Annotated in this window: 20 protein-coding genes and 1 tRNA gene; 15 read left to right on the top strand and 6 right to left on the bottom strand. The window is 74.7% G+C overall.

Annotated elements, in window-relative coordinates; translation table 11 throughout:
- The 9 genes from KBX37_RS35985 to KBX37_RS16185 all read left to right on the top strand — a co-directional run.
- On the top strand, positions 1-272 hold a 272-nt coding region (locus KBX37_RS35985; protein ID WP_210776785.1), incomplete at its 5' end, for a zinc ribbon domain-containing protein.
- A gap of 239 nt (positions 273-511) precedes the next feature.
- On the top strand, positions 512-1198 hold the full coding sequence (locus KBX37_RS16220; RefSeq protein WP_210776784.1) for a dienelactone hydrolase family protein: 687 nt from the start codon (positions 512-514) through the stop codon (positions 1196-1198).
- 19 nt (positions 1199-1217) lie between these two features.
- Positions 1218-1931 (top strand): uracil-DNA glycosylase, encoded by a 714-nt coding sequence (locus tag KBX37_RS16215; RefSeq protein ID WP_210776789.1) that lies wholly within the window; start codon positions 1218-1220, stop codon positions 1929-1931.
- Between the two features lie 20 nt (positions 1932-1951).
- Positions 1952-2695: a DUF4129 domain-containing protein gene (locus KBX37_RS16210; protein ID WP_210776788.1), complete on the top strand. Its 744-nt coding sequence runs from the start codon at positions 1952-1954 to the stop codon at positions 2693-2695.
- Positions 2696-2729: 34 nt separating this feature from the next.
- Positions 2730-3317, top strand: a complete 588-nt coding sequence (locus tag KBX37_RS16205) for a hypothetical protein (protein WP_210776783.1) — start codon at positions 2730-2732, stop codon at positions 3315-3317.
- A complete protein-coding gene (locus KBX37_RS16200; protein ID WP_210776782.1) occupies positions 3317-4324 on the top strand; it encodes a MoxR family ATPase in 1008 nt (335 codons plus the stop codon). The genes KBX37_RS16205 and KBX37_RS16200 overlap by 1 nt, the downstream gene beginning before the upstream one ends.
- Positions 4321-5700: a DUF58 domain-containing protein gene (locus KBX37_RS16195; protein WP_210776787.1), complete on the top strand. Its 1380-nt coding sequence runs from the start codon at positions 4321-4323 to the stop codon at positions 5698-5700. Before KBX37_RS16200 ends, KBX37_RS16195 begins: the two co-directional genes overlap by 4 nt.
- Positions 5701-5815: 115 nt before the next feature.
- Positions 5816-6376: a hypothetical protein gene (locus KBX37_RS16190; protein WP_210776781.1), complete on the top strand. Its 561-nt coding sequence runs from the start codon at positions 5816-5818 to the stop codon at positions 6374-6376.
- Positions 6377-6479: 103 nt separating this feature from the next.
- The gene (locus KBX37_RS16185; RefSeq protein ID WP_210776780.1) at positions 6480-7817 is read left to right on the top strand and encodes an NAD(P)/FAD-dependent oxidoreductase; all 1338 of its coding nucleotides are present in this window, start codon (positions 6480-6482) and stop codon (positions 7815-7817) included.
- Positions 7818-7883: 66 nt separating this feature from the next.
- Here KBX37_RS16185 and KBX37_RS16180 read toward each other — a convergent pair whose 3' ends face one another.
- The gene (locus KBX37_RS16180) at positions 7884-9719 is read right to left on the bottom strand and encodes a hypothetical protein (protein ID WP_210776779.1); all 1836 of its coding nucleotides are present in this window, start codon (positions 9717-9719) and stop codon (positions 7884-7886) included.
- Between the two features lie 101 nt (positions 9720-9820).
- Between KBX37_RS16180 and KBX37_RS16175 the strand changes: the two genes are divergently transcribed.
- The 4 genes from KBX37_RS16175 to KBX37_RS16160 all read left to right on the top strand — a co-directional run bounded on the left by KBX37_RS16175 (position 9821) and on the right by KBX37_RS16160 (position 12106).
- Positions 9821-9901 (top strand) — tRNA-Leu (locus KBX37_RS16175).
- A gap of 106 nt (positions 9902-10007) precedes the next feature.
- Positions 10008-10829: a Bax inhibitor-1/YccA family protein gene (locus KBX37_RS16170; RefSeq protein ID WP_210776778.1), complete on the top strand. Its 822-nt coding sequence runs from the start codon at positions 10008-10010 to the stop codon at positions 10827-10829.
- A gap of 162 nt (positions 10830-10991) precedes the next feature.
- A complete protein-coding gene (locus KBX37_RS16165; RefSeq protein WP_210776777.1) occupies positions 10992-11747 on the top strand; it encodes a Bax inhibitor-1/YccA family protein in 756 nt (251 codons plus the stop codon).
- Positions 11748-11785: 38 nt separating this feature from the next.
- Positions 11786-12106, top strand: coding sequence for a hypothetical protein (locus tag KBX37_RS16160; protein WP_210776776.1), 321 nt, complete (start codon positions 11786-11788; stop codon positions 12104-12106).
- Positions 12107-12110: 4 nt separating this feature from the next.
- Here KBX37_RS16160 and KBX37_RS16155 read toward each other — a convergent pair whose 3' ends face one another.
- From KBX37_RS16155 to KBX37_RS16140, 4 genes are all read right to left on the bottom strand, one after another.
- The gene (locus KBX37_RS16155) at positions 12111-13592 is read right to left on the bottom strand and encodes a CYTH and CHAD domain-containing protein (protein WP_210776775.1); all 1482 of its coding nucleotides are present in this window, start codon (positions 13590-13592) and stop codon (positions 12111-12113) included.
- A gap of 40 nt (positions 13593-13632) precedes the next feature.
- On the bottom strand, positions 13633-14895 hold the full coding sequence (locus KBX37_RS16150) for an acetyl-CoA C-acetyltransferase (protein ID WP_210776774.1): 1263 nt from the start codon (positions 14893-14895) through the stop codon (positions 13633-13635).
- A 95-nt stretch (positions 14896-14990) separates the two neighbouring features.
- Positions 14991-15794, bottom strand: coding sequence for an SGNH/GDSL hydrolase family protein (locus KBX37_RS16145; protein WP_210776773.1), 804 nt, complete (start codon positions 15792-15794; stop codon positions 14991-14993).
- A gap of 97 nt (positions 15795-15891) precedes the next feature.
- Positions 15892-16941: an SGNH/GDSL hydrolase family protein gene (locus KBX37_RS16140; RefSeq protein WP_210776772.1), complete on the bottom strand. Its 1050-nt coding sequence runs from the start codon at positions 16939-16941 to the stop codon at positions 15892-15894.
- 183 nt (positions 16942-17124) lie between these two features.
- Between KBX37_RS16140 and KBX37_RS16135 the strand changes: the two genes are divergently transcribed.
- Together KBX37_RS16135 and KBX37_RS16130 are read left to right on the top strand one after the other, a co-directional pair.
- Positions 17125-17481, top strand: a complete 357-nt coding sequence (locus KBX37_RS16135; protein WP_210776771.1) for a YkvA family protein — start codon at positions 17125-17127, stop codon at positions 17479-17481.
- Positions 17482-17557: 76 nt separating this feature from the next.
- A complete protein-coding gene (locus tag KBX37_RS16130; protein WP_210776770.1) occupies positions 17558-18928 on the top strand; it encodes a cystathionine beta-synthase in 1371 nt (456 codons plus the stop codon).
- A 118-nt stretch (positions 18929-19046) separates the two neighbouring features.
- Here the strand turns inward: KBX37_RS16130 and KBX37_RS16125 are convergent, their stop codons facing one another.
- Positions 19047-19997 carry a S1C family serine protease gene (locus KBX37_RS16125; RefSeq protein ID WP_210776769.1) on the bottom strand — a complete coding sequence of 317 codons (951 nt, stop codon included), beginning with the start codon at positions 19995-19997 and terminating at the stop codon, positions 19047-19049.
- Between the last annotated feature and the right edge of the window lie 46 nt (positions 19998-20043).

Here is a 20043-nt window from a genome sequence, read left to right as displayed (position 1 = left end):
GGTCGTGGACCTGCCCGTGCGGGGCCGCCCACGACCGGGACGTCAACGCGGCCAGAAACATACTCGCGGCGGGACGCGCCGAGAGCCTAAACGCCTGTGGAGCGCAGGTAAGACCGGCACCCCTGCCGGCACCGCGCCGAGAAGCAGGAATCCGCCCCGACGCTGTGCGGTCCACGCGCAGCGTGGAGGGAATCTCCGGCCGTCAGGGCGGAGAGATCGTCAAGTCTTCTACAACATTGCCCCGGGCGGCAAGGGCTACCTGCTCTGCCTGACCAGGAAGGCCTGACCGGCCGGGACCACGAAGGCCGGATCGGCCTCGGCGCGACCGTCGGACGGCGGCGCGGGAAGCCCCCGCGCCGCCGTCGTCGTACGCCGGTTCACCATGCGGTGAACGGGAGGTATATGCCACTGTTCTCGCGTCTTCCCGGCGCGCTCACGGCGTGGCAGGCTACCGGCACGTAGGACCACTGGGCGACCAGCCAACGATGACTGACCGCTAGGAGGACGGCCGATGGGCGAGATGGTGAGCTACGCCAGCAACGGTGGGGCGAGCGAGGGGTATCTCGCGATACCCTCCGGCGGTGCGGCCAGCCCCGCGGTCATCGTCATCCAGGACTGGTGGGGTCTGGTGCCCCACATCCGGTCGGTCGCGGACCGCTTCGCGGAGGCGGGCTTCGTCGCCCTCGCCCCGGACTTCCGGCACGGTCAGCCGGCCAGCAAGCCGAGTGAGCCCCGGCAGATGCTGAACAGCGCGCAGATGGACGAGGCGGCGGCGGACATCGCGGTCGCGGCGGACTACCTGGCCGGTCGTCCCGAGGTCACCGGCAAGGTCGGCTGCGCGGGTTTCTGCGCCGGAGCCAGCCTGGCCCTCTGGGCGGCCACCCGCTCCGAGCGGATCGTCGCCACCGCCGCCTTCTACCCGCGGCTGCCCTGGGAGGCGATGCGCGCCGAGTGGACCGACTACGCCGGCAAGGCGGCGGTCATCCACTGCTCCGAAGCGGACGGTCTCTCCGCGGCGGACGGCGTACAGACCGTCCGCCGGGCCATCGAGACGGCCGGCGGCACCTGTCAGACCCACGACTACCCGGGCACCGCGCACGCGTTCTTCAACGAGGACCGCCCGGAGAACTTCGACCAGCGGGCCGCCGCCACCGCCTGGGCACGCACCCTGGAACTCTTCCGGGCCAAGCTTGGCTGAGCCCCGTACCCCCGTGGAGGTGGTCGCCCGCGCCGCGCGGGCGACCGACCTGGCCGACCTCGACGGCGCGGTCAGCAACTGCTTCGCCTGCCCGCGCCTGGTCTCCTGGCGGGAGGAGGTCGCCCGGACGAAGCGGGCGGCCTTCCGCGAGCAGCACTACTGGGGTCGCCCGGTCCCCGGCTTCGGCACGCCGGACGCCCGGATCGGCATCCTCGGGCTGGCCCCGGCCGCGCATGGCGGCAACCGCACCGGTCGGATCTTCACCGGCGACCGGTCGGGCGACGTGCTCTTCGCCGCCCTGCACCGCGCCGGCCTGGCCAACCAGCCGACCAGCGTGGCCGCCGACGACGGGCTCACGCTGCGGGACACCCGGATCTTCGCCGCGGTGCGGTGCGCGCCGCCGGACAACAAGCCCACCCCGGCCGAGCGGGACACCTGCGCGCCGTGGCTGCACCGCGAGGTCGGGCTGATCCGGCCCACCCTGCGCGTCGTGGTCGCGCTGGGCGCCTTCGCCTGGGCAGCGTGGTGGCCGGTGCTGCGCGACGTGTACGGCGTCCGCCCGCCCAGCCCGCGACCGGTCTTCGGGCATGGGGCACACTGGTCCGGGACGGCCGCCCCCGAGCTGCTCGGTTGCTACCACGTCAGCCAGCAGAACACCTTCACGGGACGGCTGACACCATTGATGCTGGACGACGTGTTCGCCCGGGCGAAGCAACTCGCCGGGGTGGACTGAGGCTGCGTGGGGCGGTGGCGATGGACCTCGGCGTGCTGCGCAGGTGGTGGCCCGTCCTCGCGGTGACCCTCCTGCTGGCCGCCGCGGCGCTCGCCGCCGGGCACTCCTCGATCGGCGCGAGCCGCATCCCGCCCGCCGCCAAGCAACTCCCGTACGTCCCGGACTACCCCTCCGCCGCGCCGGCCCCCTCCATCCCGATCGAGCCGCGCGCCGGTGCCGAACGCACCCAGGCCGACATCCCGCAGTGGATCGCGACCGCGGCGATCGTCCTGCTGGGCCTGGCCATCCTGCTCGCCCTCGGCTACCTGGCCTGGACGCTGATCCGGGGCGCCCTGCGCCGCACCACCCGGGCCGTCCCGGCCGCCCGCGCACGGCGCACCGCCGAGGGCACCGCCCGCGAGGTGGTCGCCGCCCTCGACGCGGGCCTGGTGGAGCTGGACGATGCCGACACCGACCCGCGTACCGCCGTGATCGCCTGCTGGGTACGCCTGGAGGAGGCCGCCAATGAGGTGGGCGTGCCCCGGCGTACCGGGGACACCCCGACCGACCTGGTCACCCGGCTGCTGCGGGGCGACCCGGAGGCCGGGGTGCCCGCCATCGCCAGCGCCGACGTGCTGGACTCATTCGCCCACGTTTACCGCGAGGCCCGGTACGCCACCCACACCGTGGACGCCCGGATGCGTGACCAGGCCCGGGCGGCGCTGCGCCGGCTGCGCGGCGAACTGACCGCCCTCGCCACCGCCGCCGAGGAGGTGCCGGCGTGAACGCGCGACCCGTCGAGCCCCGGGCGGTGCGATCGTGACCGAGCGCACCGGCCTCGACGACCTGCTCACCTTCGAGGAGGAGCCGCCGCCGCGCACCGGCCAGGAGCGCGGCGGGCGGGGCCGGGCGGTGCTGCGTGCCCTCGCGGTCGCCGCCGCCATCACCGTGGTGGTCCTGGCCGTGCTGCGCGCGGTCGGCCTCCAGGTCTCGATCTGGATCGTGGTGGCCGGCGTCCTGGCGGTGCTCGCCGTCCGCCGGGTCACCGCAGCCCTCGCGCCGCCGCCCCCGCCCCGCGCCGGTGGGCGCGCCCCCGCAGGTGAGGAGCCCGGCTCCTGGAACTGGGGCGCCCGGGACGCCCTGCGGACCGCCATCAACGGGTGGGAACGGCCGCTGGACTGGTCCTCGGGCAACCAGAAGCGGTTCACCGAGCGGATCCTGCCGCGGCTGGGCGAGCTGGCCGACGAGCGGCTGCGCCAGCGCCACGGCCTGACCCGCGAGTCCGACCCGGCCCGCGCCCGCACCCTCCTCGGGGAACCGCTGTGGACGTTCCTCAACACCCCCTCCCGCCGCCCCCCGTCGCCGCGCGACCTCGCGGCGATCGTCGCCGAACTGGAGAAAATCTGATGAACGACGTGGACGGCAGCATCCCCGCCTCCGAGGTAGGCCACCTGGCCCGGGCGGTGCTGGACGCGGTCGGTCAGGTCGTGGTCGGCAAGCGGGAGTCCCTGGAGCTGGTCCTCGCCGGCATCCTGGCCGGCGGGCACGTGCTGCTGGAGGACCTGCCAGGCCTGGGCAAGACGCTGACCGCGCGGTCCTTCGCGCAGGCCCTCGGCCTGGACTTCCGCCGCCTCCAGTTCACCCCCGACCTGCTGCCGGCCGACGTCACCGGCTCCTTCCTCTACGACCAGCGCAGCGGCGACTTCTCCTTCCGGGCCGGCCCGCTCTTCACCAACCTGCTGCTCGCCGACGAGATCAACCGGACGCCGCCGAAGACCCAGTCGGCGCTGCTGGAGGCGATGCAGGAGAAGCAGGTCTCCGTCGAGGGCGTCACCTACCGGCTGGACGAGCCGTTCCACGTGCTCGCCACCGCCAACCCGATCGAGTACGAGGGGACGTACCCGCTGCCCGAGGCGCAGCTCGACCGGTTCCTGCTGCGGGTGTCGTTCGGCTACCCGCAGCGCGAGGAGGAGTGGGACGTGCTGCGCCGGCGGATGGCCCGCCGCCGCGAGGAGGCCGAGATCAAACCGGTGGTGGACGCCGCCACGCTGCGCGCCATGCAGGCAGCGCTGGAGGACGTGGTGGTGGAGGACTCCGTCGGCCGGTACATCGTCGACCTGACCGCGGCCACCCGCGAGCACCCGTCGGTGCTGGTCGGCGCCTCCCCGCGCGGCTCGCTGGCGCTGCTGCTGCTGGCCCGCGTCCGGGCGGTCTTCGCCGGCCGCGACTACGTGGTGCCGGAGGACGTCAAGGAGGTGGCCGCCCCGGCGCTCGCGCACCGGATCACGTTGCGGCCGGAGATGTGGCTGCGCCGGGTCGATCCGTCCTTCGTGGTCGGTGAGGTGCTGGAGCAGACGCCCGCCCCGGCCAGCGGCGCGCTGCCCAGCTACGCGGCCGGCCGGCCGGGGCGCTGACGACCGTGCCCACCGACGAAGCGGCGGAGCCGGCGGCGGGCTGGGCGCCCACCTGGGCGCTGGGCCGGGCGGTGCTGCTCACCGGGGTGCTGCTGATCGCCGCCGTGCTGCTCGGCCGGGTCGACCTGGTCGTGCTCGCCGCGCCGTTCGCGCTCGGCACCGCGTACGCGCTGCGCCGCCGGCCCACCGGCGCGCCGCAGCTGGAGATCCTCGCCGACGACGCGCACCTGGTCGAGGGCGGCGCGATGGCCGGCACGGTCAGCGTCGGCAACCCGGACACCGTGGCGTACGACGTGGCGGTGGTGCGGGCCCGCGTCTCGCCGTGGCTGCGGGTCGAGCGGGTCGGCTTCGGCGGGGCCGGGGTGGACGTGCGCCGCTCCGGCGGCGCGGACCGCCCCTTCGTCACCTCGATCCCCACCGGCCGGGCCGTCGACCTGGAGCTGTCCGGCACCGCGCTGCGCTGGGGGCGGCATCCGATCGGCCCGGCCGGCGCGCGGGTCGCCGCCGCCGACGGGCTGCTCGTCTCCCGCGCGGTGATCACCGACCCGGTGCGGATGCGGGTCTACCCGGAAACCGAGCAGTTCGAGGCGGTGGAGGCGATGCCCCGGGCGGCCGGGCTGGTCGGCGCGCACCACTCGCGCCGCCCGGGCGAGGGCGGCGAGCTGGCCGGCGTTCGGGTCTTCGGGCCCGGCGACCGGCTGCGCCGTATCGACTGGCGGGTCTCCCTGCGGGCCCGTCAGCTGCACGTGGCGGCCACCCTGTCAGACCGGGACGCTGAGGTGGTGGTCCTGCTCGACGTGCTCGCCGAGGCGGGCCGCTCGGGCGGGGTGAAGGGCGCCGCGTCCGTGTTGGACACCACCGTCCGGGCCGCCGCCGCGATCGCCGAGCACTACCTGCACCGGGGTGACCGGGTGGCGTTGCTGGAGTACGGGCCGGCGGCCCGCCGGCTGCGCCCGGCCACCGGCCGCCGGCAGTACCTGACGGTGCTGGAGTGGCTGCTCGACGTGCGCGCCGAGGCCTCCCCGCACGAGCCGTACGACCAGGTCTTCGGGCCGCAGGTGCTCTCCGCCGACGCGCTGGTGGTGGTGCTCACCCCGCTGCTGGACGAGCGGTCCGCGCAGATGCTGGCCCGGCTGGCGCGGGGCGGCCGGTTCGTGGTCGCGGTGGACACGCTGCCCACCGACCTTGCCCCGCCCGGCGAGCGGGGCTGGGCGCCGGTGGCGTTCCGGCTCTGGCGGCTGGACCGGGACACGATGATCGCCCAGCTGCGCGAGCACGGCGTGCCGGTGGTGCGCTGGGCCGGCGCGGGCAGCCTGGACCAGGTGCTGCGCGACGTGGCCCGGCTGGCCACCGCCCCGCGGGTGGGCGCCCGGTGAGCGCGAGGAACGCAGCGCAGCGGAGTCCCGCAGTCGCGAAACGAAGGCTGGCACCGGTGAGCGCGAGGAACGCAGCGCAGCGGAGTCCCGCAGTCGCGAACGAAAGCGGGGACAGATGAACGCGGTCGCCGAGCGGGTGCGGGCGTTGCGGGCGGTTGCGAACCGGGTGAGCCTTGCGCCCCTGCTGGTGCGCGCCGGTATCTTCCTCACCGTGCTGGTCGGCCTGCTGCTGGCGTACCCGGTCGAGATGTTCTCCGCGCGGGCGCTGCTCGCCCTCACGGTGGTGGCGGTGCTGCCGGGGGTGGCCCCGCGCCGGGGGTGGCCGACCTTCGCCGCCCTGGTCACCGTGGGCGGCTGGCTGCTCGCCTCCGCCGGGTACGACCGGCCGATCGCGCTCTGGCGGCTGCTCGCCGTGGCCGCCGCCCTCTACCTGGCGCACACCCTGTGCGCGCTCGCCGCGGTGCTGCCCTACGACGCCGTGGTCGACCCGGATCTGGTGCTGCGCTGGCTGAGCCGGGCCGGCGTGGTGATCCTCGCCACGGCCGTGGTCGGGGTGATCCTGGCCTGGCTGGGCGAGATCGGCGGGGGCGCCGGGTTTCAGGCGGCGACGGTGGCCGGACTGCTGGTGGCGGTGGGGTTGAGCGGGCTCCTGGGCTGGCTGCTGCGTCGCGGATAGCGGAACGGCTCCGGGGCGTTGCGCAGGTCACAGGGGTTGTGCTCCGTCACAGAAGGGGGTCTCGGACGGGATTACCCGAGCCGCCCGGGGAAAGATAGATGACGTGAATCCGAAGCGGATCCTTGTCGTGGGTGCCGGGCACGTCGGCCTGTACGCCGCTCTGCGCCTGTCCAAGAAGCTGAGCTCCCGTGAGGCCGAGGTCGTCGTCGTCGACCCGCAGCCGCACATGACCTACCAGCCGTTCCTCCCGGAGGCGGCGGCCGGCAACATCTCGCCCCGGCACTCCGTGGTGCCGCTGCGGCGGGAGTTGCGCCGGTGCAAGGTCGTGGCGGGTGCGGTGACGCGGATCGACCACGACCGGAAGACCGCGGTGGTGCAGCCGATCAGCGGCCCGACCCGGGAGATTCCGTACGACCACATCGTGGTCGCCCCCGGCTCGGTCTCCCGGACGCTGCCGATTCCCGGCCTGCACGAGCACGGCATCGGCTTCAAGACCATCGGTGAGGCCATCTACCTGCGCAACCACGTGCTGGACCGGCTCGACGTGGCGGCCGCCACGCCGGACCCGGCGGTCCGCCGCTCGGCGCTGACCTTCACCTTCGTCGGTGGTGGCTACGCCGGCATCGAGGCGCTGGCCGAGATGGAGGACATGGCCCGGGACGCGCTGCGGTACTACCCGGAGCTCAAGCCCGAGGACATGCGCTGGGTGCTGGTCGAGGCGACCCAGCGGGTGCTGCCCGAGGTCGACCGGGACATGGGTGCCTACACCGTCCAGCAGCTGCTCAAGCGCAACATGGACATCCGCCTGGACACCCGGCTGGAGTCCTGCGTCGACGGCGTGGTGAAGCTCTCCGACGGCGACACCTTCCGCTCCGACACCATCGTCTGGACGGCCGGCGTGAAGCCGTCGCCGATGCTGGACGCGACCGACTTCCCACGTGACGAGCGCAAGCGGGTCACCTGCCTGCCGACGCTGCAGATCGTCGACGGCGACCGGGTCGTCGAGGGCGCCTGGAGCGCCGGCGACTGCGCCGCCGTGCCGGACCTGACCAAGGAGCCGGGCAACTACTGCTCGCCGAGCGCCCAGCACGCGGTGCGTCAGGCGGCCCGGATGGCCGACAACATCGCGAACGTGATCCGCGGTCGCGAGCCGGTCAACTACAAGCACAAGCACGCGGGCAGCGTGGCCAGCCTCGGCCTGCACAAGGGCGTCGCCCAGGTGTACGGCGTGAAGATGACCGGCTGGCCGGCCTGGTTCATGCACCGGACGTACCACATGAGCCGGATCCCGTCGTTCAACCGCAAGGTCCGGGTCGTGGTCGACTGGTCGCTGGCGTTCTTCCTCAAGCGTGAGGTGGTCGCCCTCGGCCAGCTGCACGACCCGCGCGAGGAGTTCGCCGAGGCGTCCCAGCCGCCGGTCGGCGCCGGCCGCCCGGTCTGATCCCGTTCACGACGAAGGCCCCCTCCCGGCACGGGAGGGGGCCTTCGTCGTGAACCGAGGGCCGGGTCAGACCCGCCAGGTCCAGGCGTCGGCGATCCGGGTGCCCGGGCCGTAGAGCTGCACCAGGGTGCGGCGCAGGCTCTCCGCGTGCGGGGCGTCGTCGGTGACCGCCACGCAGGAGGCGTCCCAGAAGTCGGCGTCCGCCCGGGCCTGCCGGCGCTGCTCGTCGCCGATCACCGGCTCGTCGCCCCGCCGGGCCACGTCGGCCAGCAGCGCCGAGGTGGGCTGCTTGTAGGTGCCCATCGCGGCGGTCCCGTCCCGGCCGTACGGGCCGATGAAGAAGCCCTCCGGGATGCCGAACGCCCCGTCGGCCGCCGCCGCCCAGCGCATTGGCCAGGGCTCCTTGGGGGTGGCGGCCGGCACCGGCACCAGCACCCCGCCGGGGCGTACGCACTCGCGCCAGTGGCCGCCGGTGATGAACTGGGGCAGCGCCGGGCGGTCGGTCGTCGGCAGGGGAGCGGGGAAGACGGTGAGCAGGGCCGCCCCCACCGCGGCGGGGACCAGCCGCCGGCCCCGGCCGGGCCGCCGCAGCGCGCGGTCCACCGCGAGCACCAGCAGCGTCGCGGCCAGCGGCAGCAGGGTCAGCCCGAACCGCATCGGCAGCGCGCCGTCGATCACCGGCAGGCCGGCGAGCAGCGCGTACGGCCCGGGCACCGCGGGGCGGGTGCCGTCGTGCACCACCTCGGGGCCGAGCGACAGCGCGCCCATCGCCAACGCGCCGGCGACGCACGCGACCACCACCGGCCGGCGCCCCAGCCAGAGCGCGCAGCCGGCGGCGACCAGCAGCAACGGCAGGCCGAGGAAGGTGTTGTACTCGGCCGGGCCGGTGGTCAGCCGGGCCGACGAGTCGCTGCCGACCACCGACAGCGGGGAGATGGTCCACCAGCTGCGCAGGTCGGCCGAGAAGTAGTGCGGGCTGAACATGCCGTCGGCCACGCCCTGCGGCCCGGCGAACTGGAACCACAGCGGGTAGCCGAGGACGAGCAGGGACAGCCCGGCGGCGAGCATCAGGCCGCCGGCGAAGCCGGGCAGCGCCCGGCGCAGCAGCTCGCGGTCGGTCATCGCGTACGCCACCGCCATCACCAGCAGGGTGACCGCGGTGAGGAAGAGCACCTCCTCGCCGATGAAGACCTGCGCGGTGACCGCGGCGGCCAGGCCCAGCGCCGAGGTGACCAGCCGCCGGCGGTCCGGCCCGGCCAGCGACGCCGGGCCGGGGTCGGCCGCGCGGAGCATCCGCACGACCAGCCAGACGATCACCGGCACCAGCCACTGGGCGGTCATGTGCAGGTGGCTGTTGGACTGGGACACCATGCCCGGGCCGAAGCCGCACAGCCCGGCGCCGAGCGCCGCGGCGAGCCGGTGGGCGCGCAGCGTACGGGTGTAGAGCAGGTACCAGGCGACGGCGGTGCTGGCGAGGTTCACCCCGGCCAGCAGAGCGAAGGTGACCGGCGCGCCGAAGAGCAGGGTGACCGGGGCGAGGAGCACGCCGAGCGCGATGACCGTGGTGTTGGTCATCAGGTTCACCCCGTCCGGGCTGTTGAGCCGGTCGGTGAGCAGGCCGAAGTCGCCGAGCACGGCCCGTGAGTCGACCGCCAGGAACCACTCGTAGAGGGTCTGGTCCTCCGGGTTGAGCGCCAGCACCCGGCCGGTCGGGTGCGGCCAGAGGCCCTGGGTGAGCCAGCCGGCGAGCAGCGCGAACGCGAGGCCGACGAGCAGGCCGGTGCGGTGCCGGGCGACGGACGCCCGCCAGCGGGTGGCGCGGGAGCCGGGCGTGGCCGGCTCGGCGAGGCCGACAGCCAGGTCGGGGTCGGCGTCGGACGCCGTACGGGCTGCGCTGGTCACGGGCTCGACCCTAGTGCGGCACCGGTGACGGGGTACGCCGGGTCGCCGGTGAACGGTTACGGTGACACTGCACCGCGCGTGTCGGCGTGCCGGTGCCGCCCGCCCGGGTGGTGGAACGGCAGACACGGCCGCCTTAAAAGCGGCTGCCGAAAGGCGTGCGGGTTCGACCCCCGCCCCGGGCACCCTCAGCTTTCCCTCAGCCCGCGCGCGGGCGCGCAGGTCGCTGGATGCGTTTACTCTTGTAGGGCACGTCGTGCGTGCGACGACCCCCTGAGGGAGGCCTGAGAAGTGAAGACCTCGAACCCGGTGCTGGCCCGGCTCGGCCAGGCGGCCGAGCGGGAGCGTTCCGCCGGGTACGCCCCGCCCGGGCAGTACGGCCACGGCCAGCCCGGTATTCCCCAGCAGTACCCGGGCCAGCCCGGTTACCCGGTGGCCCCCGCCGCCGGCACCATGTCCATCGACGACGTGGTCGTCAAGACCGTCGCGCTCCTGGGCATCCTCGGCGTCTCCGCCGCGGCCGCCTGGGTGCTGGTCCCGGACGCGCTCCTCGGCCCGGCGTGGCTTGGCGCCGCGATGGTCGGCCTGGTGCTCGGCCTGATCATCTCCTTCTCCCGGATGGCGAACCCGGCGCTGGTCGTCGCGTACGCCGTCGTCGAGGGTGCCTTCGTCGGTCTGGTCAGCAAGGCGTACGAGACCGCCTTCGAGGGCATCGTGCTCCAGGCCGTGGTGGCCACCTTCGGTGTCTTCTTCGTGATGGCCATGCTCTACAAGGCGAAGGTCATCCGGGCGACCCCGAAGTTCGTCAAGGGCATGATCGCCGTGATGGCCGGCCTCTTCGCCGTCATGCTGATCAACTTCGTGCTGGCGGTCTTCTTCGACGTCAACACCGGCCTGCGCGACGGCAGCCCGCTGGCCATCGGCTTCAGCCTGGTCTGCATCGTGGTCGCGTCGCTGAGCTTCGTGCTCAGCTTCAAGGAGGTCGAGGACGGCGTCCGGATGGGGCTGCCCCAGCGCTACTCCTGGACGGCCGCGTTCGGCATCGTGGTCAGCCTGGTCTGGCTCTACCTGGAGCTGCTCCGCCTGATCAGCTACTTCCAGGGCGACGACTGACCGTCGGAGCTCCTCGGCGCCCGCCACCGCGACCCGCGGCGGCGGGCGCCGTCGTCTGTGGGCCCCGTCGCGGCCGCACCTCGGCCCGGCCGTTTCCCCGCCGCCGGCGGGCCGCCCGGGGGAGAGTGACACCAGGGGTACTGCCCGGCGAGGAGGTGGCGGGTGCGCAGCGCCAACCCGGTCCTGGACCGGCTGGACGACAGCAGCCGGGAGCACCGGCTGCCCGGTGCGGGCGGCGCGGAGGCGGTGACCGTCGACGACGTGGTGGTCCGTACCGTCGGGCTGCTGCTGCTCACCGGCGCCACCGCGGCGGTGGCCTGGGTGGTCGTGCCGCAGGCGGTGTGGGTCCCGGCGGCGCTGGCCGGCACCGCCCTGGCCGGCATCGCGCTGCTCCTGGTCATCTCGCTGCGCGGCATCACCCACCCGGTCCCGATCATCGGGTACGCCCTGCTCCAGGGGGTGCTGCTCGGGGTGGCCAGCCGGGCGTTCGAGCTGGTCTACCCGGGCATCGTCGCGCAGGCGGTGGTGGGCACCTTCGGGGTGTTCCTCGGGATGGCGGTGCTCTACCGGGCCCGGCTGGTCCGGGCCACACCCCGGCTGGCCCGCCTGGTGATCGGCACGCTGATCGGGCTGCTCGCCGTCAGCCTGGTCAACCTGGTCTTCCGGCTGTTCACCGGCCGGCAGGGCGTGGAGATCTACAGCATCTCCGGCCAGGTCGGCTGGCTGCCGTACGCCTTCTCGGCGGTGGCGATCATCGCCGGGGCGCTCAGCTTCATCCTCGACTTCGACCAGGTGGAGCGGTCGGTCCGCACCGGCCTGCCCCGCCGGTACGCCTGGCTCTGCGCGTTCGGGCTGCTGGTCGGGCTGATCTTCCTCTACTGGCAGATCCTGCGGCTGCTGAGCTACCTGCGCCGTTGAGCGGGCGCGGGGCGGGGCCGGCCGTAGACTCGGCGGCGATGAGCGCAGCGGAGTTGGACCGGGCGGTGGAGCTGCTGGTCCGTCAGGTGGGGCACTGGCAGCAGCCGCGGTGGGCGGCGATCGCCGCGGGGGGCAATGTGTCCCGTGCCGACCTGGTGCACCGGCTGGTGCAGGAGCTGGCCAACCTCGGCGCGGACGCCGAGGGAGAGCCGCGTCGGGGCGTACCCCGGTTGGACAACGACCTGGCGCTGGTCGACCAGCTCCGGGTGGTGGCGGCCGACCTGGTCGAGGCCGGGGCGCCGGACGCGATGCTGGCCCGGGCCGCCGCCGAGGTGGCGGCGACCCGCTCGGCGCTCTGACGCCTCACTTCCTCAGCCAGCGGCGTGCCTTCCGCCGGCGGGCCCGGTCCCGGGCGGCGGGGATCGCCCGCAGGTCCCGATCGGCCGCCGTGGCCTGCCGGGCGTGCAGCAGCCCGTAGGTGAAGGTGTTCTCCCCGTCGGCGTACGCGCGCAGCGCCTGGCGTCGCAGCACCTCCCGGGTGACCACCGAGTCGTGGTGCGTGCCGAGCAGGTCCTGGAGGTCCTTGAGCCGTTCCACCAGGGCGGCGGCGCGCTGCCCCGCGTCCGGCTCGCGCACCTCGACGGCGTACCGGGCGGCCTTGTACGCCTTGCGTGCCTCGTGCAGCGCGACGTCCGCCTCCTGGTTCCGTTGCCCGTCGAGGGCCCGGTCCAGCCGGTCGTCGGCGCGGGTGACCGCCCGGCGGACCCGGCGGGCGACCCACCGCGCGTCGACGGCACGGGCGGGCGGTGCCTCCAGCAGCCGGTCCAGTCCGGCCAGCAGTTCGGTGTAGCGGTCGGAGTCCAGCGTCCGGACCAGCTCGTCGAGGGCGGTGGCGAGGTCGGCGGCGAACCGCTCCGAGATGCGCGTCGCGACCGGGCCGAGGACCAGGTCGGCGGGCTCGGCCCGGACGGCGTCGGTGAGCCGGGCGGCCATCACCTGCGCGTCGCGGACCGGCCCGAGCTGGCCGCCCAGCCAGCGGAGCTCGGCGCGCAGGGCCTCGCTGCGCGGACGGTCCCAGCGGCCGCGGAAGGTGCGCAGTGTGGCCCGCAGTCGCCGGACGGCGACCCGCATGTCGTGCACCGCGTCCTCGTCACCGTGCCGGGCCCCGGGATGGTCCGCGATCAGCGCGTCGCGCTGGGTGAGGGCGTAGCGGGCGACCGGGTCCGTCGGGGCTGCGTCGGTGGCGGCGGCGAGCCGGCCGGCGAGGGCCCGGTGGGACTTGGAGACGGGAACCGGGCGGGCGCCCGCCTCGCGCAGCCGCGACTGCACCGCGTCGAGCAGCCGGTCGTCGCCGTCGACCAGCTCGACCTCGATCTCCCGCCACGCCTGCCGCTCGCCGGTGACCAGGTCCCGCCCGTCGACGGTGTCCTCGGCGACCTCCGCCACCACCCGGCCCGCTGCGTCCAGCAGCCGTCGTTCCACTCGGTGGGTGGTGATTCGGGCCGCCGGTTCGACCGCCTGCCCGCGGGAGGCGGCCCGGAACAGCCCGACCAGCTCCGCCGGCGGGTCGAGGTCTTCCGCGCCGGCCGGGAACTGGTACTCGGTCCGGGCGCCCCCGGCTGCGCCGACCTTCAGGTGCCAGCCGGCGTCGTGACCGCCGGTCCGCCGGCGCAACGCGAAGCCGCTGCGCGCCAGCCGCAGGTCCGGGGTGTCCACGTAGACCGCGTCCAGGTCGAAGGCGGTGGCGTCCGACATCGTCGCGACGCCACCGCACCCCGTCAGGTCCGGCAGCCGGAAGCCCTCGTCGGCGGAGTACTTGCGTTCCCGCTCCACCACCGTCGCCATGCGGATCCGATACCCGCGCGGACGACCGGCGAACCGGGGATCAGCTGAGCCGCTCCAGCACCATCGCCATGCCCTGGCCGCCACCGACGCACATGGTCTCCAGGCCGATGGTCTTGTCGTGCCACTCGAGGGAGTTGAGCAGCGTGCCGGTGATCCGGGCGCCGGTCATGCCGAACGGGTGGCCGACGGCGATCGCGCCGCCCATCACGTTGACCTTCTCCTCCGGGATGCCGAGCTGCCGGTAGGAGGGGATCACCTGCGCGGCGAACGCCTCGTTGATCTCGACCAGGTCGACGTCGTCGACGGTCATGCCGGCCCGCTTGAGGGCCTGCCGGGAGGCCTCGACCGGGCCGAGGCCCATGATCTCCGGTGACAGGGCGGTCACGCCGGTGGAGACGATCCGGGCCAGCGGGGTGAGCCCGAGGTCCTTCGCGCGCTGGGCGCTCATCACCACGACCGCGGCGGCGCCGTCGTTGAGCGGGCAGCAGTTGCCGGCGGTGATCCGGCCGTCGGGGCGGAAGACCGGCTTGAGACCGGCGACGGCCTCCAGGGTGACCCCGGCGCGCGGGCCGTCGTCGGTGCTGACCACGGTGCCGTCCGGCGTGGTGACCGGGGTGATCTCGCGGGCCCAGAAGCCGTCGGCGATCGCCTTCTCGGCGAGGTTCTGGCTGCGGACGCCGAAGGCGTCCATGTCCTCGCGGGTGACGTCGTACACCTGAGCGAGGTTCTCGGCGGTCTGCCCCATCGTCAGGTAGATGTCGGGGAGCCGGCCGGCCTCGCGCGGGTCGGCCCACACCTCGGCGCCACCGGCCGCGCGGGCCTTGGAGCGCTCCTGCGCCTCGGCGAAGCGGGGGTTCTCCCAGCCGCCGCCGACCAGCGCCTGCGCCTCCGGCGGGAGGGTGTCGGAGTTGCCCCGGGCGTACCGGGAGACCGTCTCGACGCCGGCGGAGATGAAGACGTCGCCCTCACCGGCGCGGATGGCGTGCATCGCCATCCGGGTGGTCTGCAGCGAAGAGGCGCAGTAGCGGGTGAGGGTGGCGCCGGGCAGGCCGTCCAGGCCCATCAGCGTGGCGACCACCCGGGCCATGTTGAAGCCCTGCTCGCCGCCGGGCAGGCCGCACCCGAGGTAGAGGTCCTCGACCTCGGCCGGGTCGAGCCCGGGGATCTTGTCCAGCGCGGCCTGGACGATGGTCGCGGCGAGGTCGTCGGGGCGGACCTCGCGCAGCGAGCCCTTGAAGGCGCGACCGATGGGGGAGCGGGCGGTGGCGACGATGACGGCGTCGCGGGACGACTCAATCGGCATGAGCCAACGTTAACTCGCCGGTAACTTGGCGCGGAAGCTGCCGGGGCGACGGGAAATGTCACCCTGCGGCGGGCGCCCGCCCGCCCGCCGCCTGCTCAGTGGCGGGAGGCGCTGGTGGCCGCGGCGGCCACCGCCGGCAGCAGGGCGTGCGCCCAGACCCGGTAACCGTCGGCGGAGGGGTGGAAGCCGTCGGGGCAGAAGGTCCCGGCGTCGGCGCGGAACACCGGCCCGGTCTCGGTGCCCAGGTCGACCACGCTGCCGCCGGCGTCGAGCACGGCCGTCGTCTGCGCCCGGGCGGTCCGCCGCCCCGACCAGCCGAGTACCTGCCGCAGCGGCTGCGCGACGGCGCGGACCGCGCCCAGGTCCGGACAGGTGCCGACCACGACCTCCACCCGCGCGTCGCGCAGCCGGCGCACCGCCGCGCCGAGGTACGCCGCGGCCTCGCCCGGCCGGCGCATCGCGGTGGCGTCGTTGGCGCCGATCAGGATCACCGCCACGTCGGGGCGCTCGCCGAGCAGCGCCCGGGCCACCTGGGTGGCCAGGTCGGTGGAGCGGGAGCCGGAGACCCCCACGCTGGACAGGTGCACCTGCCGCCCGGTCGGCCCCTCGGCCAGCAGGTGGGCCAGTTGCCCGCCCACGGTCTCGTCGAAGTGTTCGACCCCCACGCCGAGCGCCGAGGAGTCGCCCAGCAGCACCAGCCGCAGCGGCGGGGCGCCGGCCCGGCCGACCGTGGCGCGCAGCGCCAGGCCCAGCTCCGGCTGGGCGTAGCTGCGGTTGCGGGCGGCGACGGCCTGCCCGGCGAGCACCGCCGCGCCGCCGATGGTGCCCGCGACCAGGGAGAAGGCCGCCGCCTTGCCGAGCCGGAGCGCCAGCTCCGCACCGATGCCGCGTTCGGTCATGACGACACCTCCCCGTGCGGGACGTCGCGCCGGCAGGCGCGCTCCTGGCGGCGGTCGGCACGGGGCTTCGCCGCGCGGGGCCCGGTGGTTCGCTCGCTCATGCCGATCCCTCCAGTGTGGGTGAGTCGGTGGCGGGACCGGGTTGCGGCACCGCGCCGACGCCGAAGAAGGCCCGCCGGCGCAGGTGGGCCCAGCGGCCGGCCGGCCCGCGGTCGCGACCCCGGACCTGGGCGCCGCTGACCTCCGTCCCGGCGTGCCGGGCCGCCTCCTGGGCGGCCTCCGGCAGCGACCGTACCCCCTCGGCCCGGACCGGCACCGGCCTGCGTTCCGCGCCGGCGCCCAGCGCCGAGATGACGGTGGGCAGCAGCGCGGCGGCGGCCACCGCGTACCCCTCCGCGGACGGGTGGAACCGGTCCCAGGCGAACATCCGGGTGGGTTCGGCGACGAACCGGGGACCGAGCATGTCGCCGAGGGAGACCGTCCAGCCGCCCGCCTCGACCACCGCCACCGTCTGGGCGGCGGCCAGCTGCCGGCTCCACCGCCGGGCCAGCCAGCGCAGCGGCGGCTGGATCGGCTGGATCGCGCCGAGGTCGGGGCAGGTGCCGACGACCACCTCGCAGCCGGCGGCCCGCAGCGCGCGGACCGCCTCGACCAGATAGCGCACCGCCAGCCCGAGCGGGGTGCGGTTGGTGACGTCGTTGCCGCCGATCAGGATCACCGCGACGTCCGGGTCGCACTCCAGCGCCGACTCGACCTGCGGCCTGAGCCCGGCGGAGAGCGATCCCACCACGGCGAAGCGGTGCACCCGGACCGGCCGGTGCAGCCGTCGGGACAGCCCGGTGGCGAGCAGCGCCCCCAGGGTCTCCCGGCGCCGGTGCACGCCGTAGCTGGCCGCCGACGAGTCGCCGAGCACCACCATGGTCAGCGGCGGGCCGGGGCACTTCGCGCCGTAGACGCCGTCGCAGCGGGGTGGGGGCGCCTCGGCCATCGGGATGGTGCGCCGGGCCTGGCGGGCCTGACCGAGCAGCACGCCGCCGGTCGCGACGAACGCCGCCGCGGTGGCGCCCGTGCCGATCGCCGCCATCCGGGCGATCTGGCGGGCGCGGTGCCAGCGCGGACCCGGTACGACGGAACCAGCCACCCCCATACCGCCACGTTATCGCGCCGGCCCGACACGCCGCTCTCCTCGGGCTGGCCGGTTCGTGCCTGGGAAGCGCCGCTTCTGGGTACCTGTCCGGTGACGGCGACGGGCGACGGGCGCCGGCGGAGCAGGTCGCGGCGGGCTTGCGCACCCGCGTCACGCTGGTCAGGCGGAAAGGGGTCGGACGAGATGAGCAAAATGTTGAAGCGGAGCGCGGCGTTCACCGCGCTGTTCCGGGCACTGGCGGCGGGCGCCCGGGGCGGGCCCTCGCTGGGCGCCCGGCTGGCGGCGCTGCCCCGGATGATCAGGGCGACCGCCCGGGGCGAGTACGACGGCGGCCTCCGGCTGGCCATGATGACGGCGGCGACGGCGTACGTGCTCTCGCCGGTGGACGTGGTGCCGGAGCTGTTCCTGACCATCTTCGGCCTGGTGGACGACGCGGTCATGGTCACCTGGCTGGCCGGCAGCGTGCTGGCGGAGACCGAGCGTTTCCTGGAGTGGGAGGCGGGTCGCAGCTCCGTCATCCCCGGGCAGATGATCCCCTGACGGCACGTACCCTGGGCGACGAACGAAACGTCTGCCCGGCCGCCGGCGCCGGCGCCGCAACGAAGGGCACAACGAGGTGCAGTACTACGACAACGTCGTCGAGTTGATCGGCAACACCCCGCTGGTACGGCTGCGCAACGTCACCGAGGGCATCCAGGCCACCGTGCTGGCGAAGGTGGAGTACCTCAACCCGGGCGGTTCGGTGAAGGACCGGATCGCGCTGCGGATGGTGGAGGACGCCGAGGCCGCGGGGATCCTCAAGCCGGGCGGCACCATCGTCGAGCCGACCAGCGGCAACACCGGCGTCGGGCTGGCCCTGGTGGCGCAGCTCAAGGGCTACAAGTGCGTCTTCGTCTGCCCGGACAAGGTCAGCCAGGACAAGCAGGACGTGCTGCGCGCGTACGGCGCCGAGGTGGTGGTCTGCCCGACCGCCGTCGCGCCGGAGGACCCGCGCTCCTACTACAACGTCTCCGACCGGCTGGCCCGGGAGATCCCCGGCGCCTGGAAGCCCAACCAGTACAGCAACCCGGCCAACCCGCGCTCGCACTACGAGACGACCGGCCCGGAGCTGTGGAAGCAGACCGAGGGCGGGCTCACCCACTTCGTGGCCGGCGTCGGCACCGGCGGCACCATCTCCGGCATCGGGCGCTACCTGAAGGAGGCCTCCGAGGGCCGGGTCAAGGTCATCGGGGCGGACCCGGAGGGTTCGGTCTACTCCGGCGGCACCGGCCGGCCGTACCTGGTCGAGGGCGTCGGTGAGGACTTCTGGCCGGAGACGTACGACCGGGGCATCGCCGACGAGATCATCGAGGTGTCGGACAAGGCCTCGTTCGAGATGACCCGGCGGCTGGCCCGCGAGGAGGGGATGCTGGTCGGCGGCTCCTGCGGGATGGCCGTGGTGGCCGCCCTGGAGGTGGCCCGCAAGGCCGGCCCGGACGACGTCATCGTCGTGCTGCTGCCGGACAGCGGCAAGGGCTACCTGTCGAAGATCTTCAACGACAACTGGATGGCCCGGTACGGCTTCCTGGACAACTCGGGCACCGAGCCGACTGTCGCCGACGCGCTCGCCAGCAAGCCGGGCGGCCTGCCCGAGCTGGTGCACGTGCACCCCACCGAGACGGTCCGCGACGCGATCGACTACATGCGCGAGTACGGCGTCTCGCAACTGCCGGTGCTCAAGGCCGAGCCGCCGGTGGTGACCGGCGAGGTGGCCGGCTCGATCGCCGAGAAGGACCTGCTCGACGCGCTCTTCACCGGGCAGGCGCACCTGCACGACACCATCGAGCGGCACATGGCCGAGCCGCTGCCGATGATCGGCGGTGGGCAGCCGGTGAGCGAGGCGGTCGGCCTGCTGGAGAAGTCCGACGCGGCGCTGGTGCTGGTCGACGGCAAGCCCAAGGGCGTGCTCACCCGGCAGGACCTGCTCGCCCACCTCGGCGCGCGCTGACCCGACGACGTACCGCGGGGCCTCCTCCTGTCGGGGGGAGGCCCCGCGTCGTGGTACCGGGCGTCGGCCACCTCGGCGTGATCGTCTTCTCGGCGGACTCCGACCGGGACGGGACGGCTCAGCGGCCCAGCTCGGTCGGCACCGCGACCACGTCGACGAGGGCGCCCCGGCGCAGCACGGTCACCGGCAGCCGGGTGCCGATCGCCGGGCCGAGCATGAGCCGTTGCAGGCCCTGGCCGTCCCGGACCGGCCGGCCGCCGGCGGAGAGGATCACGTCACCGAGGTAGATCCCGGCCTGTCCGGCCGGGCTGCCCGGCACCACCTCGACCACCCGCAGGCCACGGCGCTGGCCGGTGCGCTCGGCGATCACCGGCGGCAGCGGCACCGGGACGCCGGCCACCCCCAGCCAGGCCCGGCGCACCCGGCCGTCGGCGATGAGGTCGTCGACGATCTGCCGGGTGGTGGCGTTGATCGGCACGGCCAGCCCGAGGCCGTAGCCGGCGACGGCGGTGTTCACCCCGATCACCCGGCCGGCCGAGTCGGCCAGCGCGCCGCCGGAGTTGCCGGGGTTGAGCGCGGCGTCGGTCTGGATGACGTCCTCGATGAGTCGGGTGACCCGGCCGTCCCGGGCCGGCAGCGACCGGCCCAGCCCGGACACCACCCCGGCGGTGACCGAGCCGGCCAGCCCCATCGGGTTGCCGACCGCGACCACCAGCTGGCCGATCCGCAGGGTGTCCGCGTCGCCCAGCTCCACCGGCGGCACGGTCGCCTCGTCCACCCGCAGCACCGCCAGGTCGGAGAGGGGATCCGCCCCGACCACCCGGAACCGCGCCTCGGTGCCGTCGCCGAAGGCGGCCGAGCCGTCCCGGGCACCCTGCACCACGTGGGCGCTGGTCAGCAGCAGGCCGTCGGTGCCCACGGTGATCGCGGAGCCGGCGCCGGCCCCGCGCGCGGTCCGCACCGACAGGGCGGCCACGCTGGGCAGCACCCGGGCCGCCACGCCGGTGACCACCCGGGAGTACGCGTCGAGCGCGGCGTCCTCCGCCCGCTCGGTGTGATCGGTGTCCATGAACCCGGCAACGCCCTCGCATCGACGGGCATGCCCCGATCAGCTC

It is taken from the genome of Micromonospora sp. U56, assembly GCF_018070095.1.
In the GTDB taxonomy this organism is placed as follows: Bacteria; Actinomycetota; Actinomycetes; order Mycobacteriales; family Micromonosporaceae; genus Micromonospora; species Micromonospora purpureochromogenes.
The sequence above is the reverse complement of the archived record's forward strand: the minus strand, read 5'-3'. Positions and strand labels throughout refer to the sequence as shown.

Coding starts and splice junctions, on each gene's coding strand:
- KBX37_RS16220 (WP_210776784.1), top strand. CDS start 512: ATGGGCGAGATGGTGAGCTACGCCAGCAACGGTGGGGCGAGCGAGGGG.
- KBX37_RS16210 (WP_210776788.1), top strand. CDS start 1,952: ATGGACCTCGGCGTGCTGCGCAGGTGGTGGCCCGTCCTCGCGGTGACC.
- KBX37_RS16200 (WP_210776782.1), top strand. CDS start 3,317: ATGAACGACGTGGACGGCAGCATCCCCGCCTCCGAGGTAGGCCACCTG.
- KBX37_RS16190 (WP_210776781.1), top strand. CDS start 5,816: ATGAACGCGGTCGCCGAGCGGGTGCGGGCGTTGCGGGCGGTTGCGAAC.
- KBX37_RS16160 (WP_210776776.1), top strand. CDS start 11,786: ATGAGCGCAGCGGAGTTGGACCGGGCGGTGGAGCTGCTGGTCCGTCAG.
- KBX37_RS16155 (WP_210776775.1), bottom strand. CDS start 13,592: ATGGCGACGGTGGTGGAGCGGGAACGCAAGTACTCCGCCGACGAGGGC.
- KBX37_RS16150 (WP_210776774.1), bottom strand. CDS start 14,895: ATGCCGATTGAGTCGTCCCGCGACGCCGTCATCGTCGCCACCGCCCGC.
- KBX37_RS16145 (WP_210776773.1), bottom strand. CDS start 15,794: ATGACCGAACGCGGCATCGGTGCGGAGCTGGCGCTCCGGCTCGGCAAG.
- KBX37_RS16140 (WP_210776772.1), bottom strand. CDS start 16,941: ATGGGGGTGGCTGGTTCCGTCGTACCGGGTCCGCGCTGGCACCGCGCC.
- KBX37_RS16135 (WP_210776771.1), top strand. CDS start 17,125: ATGAGCAAAATGTTGAAGCGGAGCGCGGCGTTCACCGCGCTGTTCCGG.
- KBX37_RS16125 (WP_210776769.1), bottom strand. CDS start 19,997: ATGGACACCGATCACACCGAGCGGGCGGAGGACGCCGCGCTCGACGCG.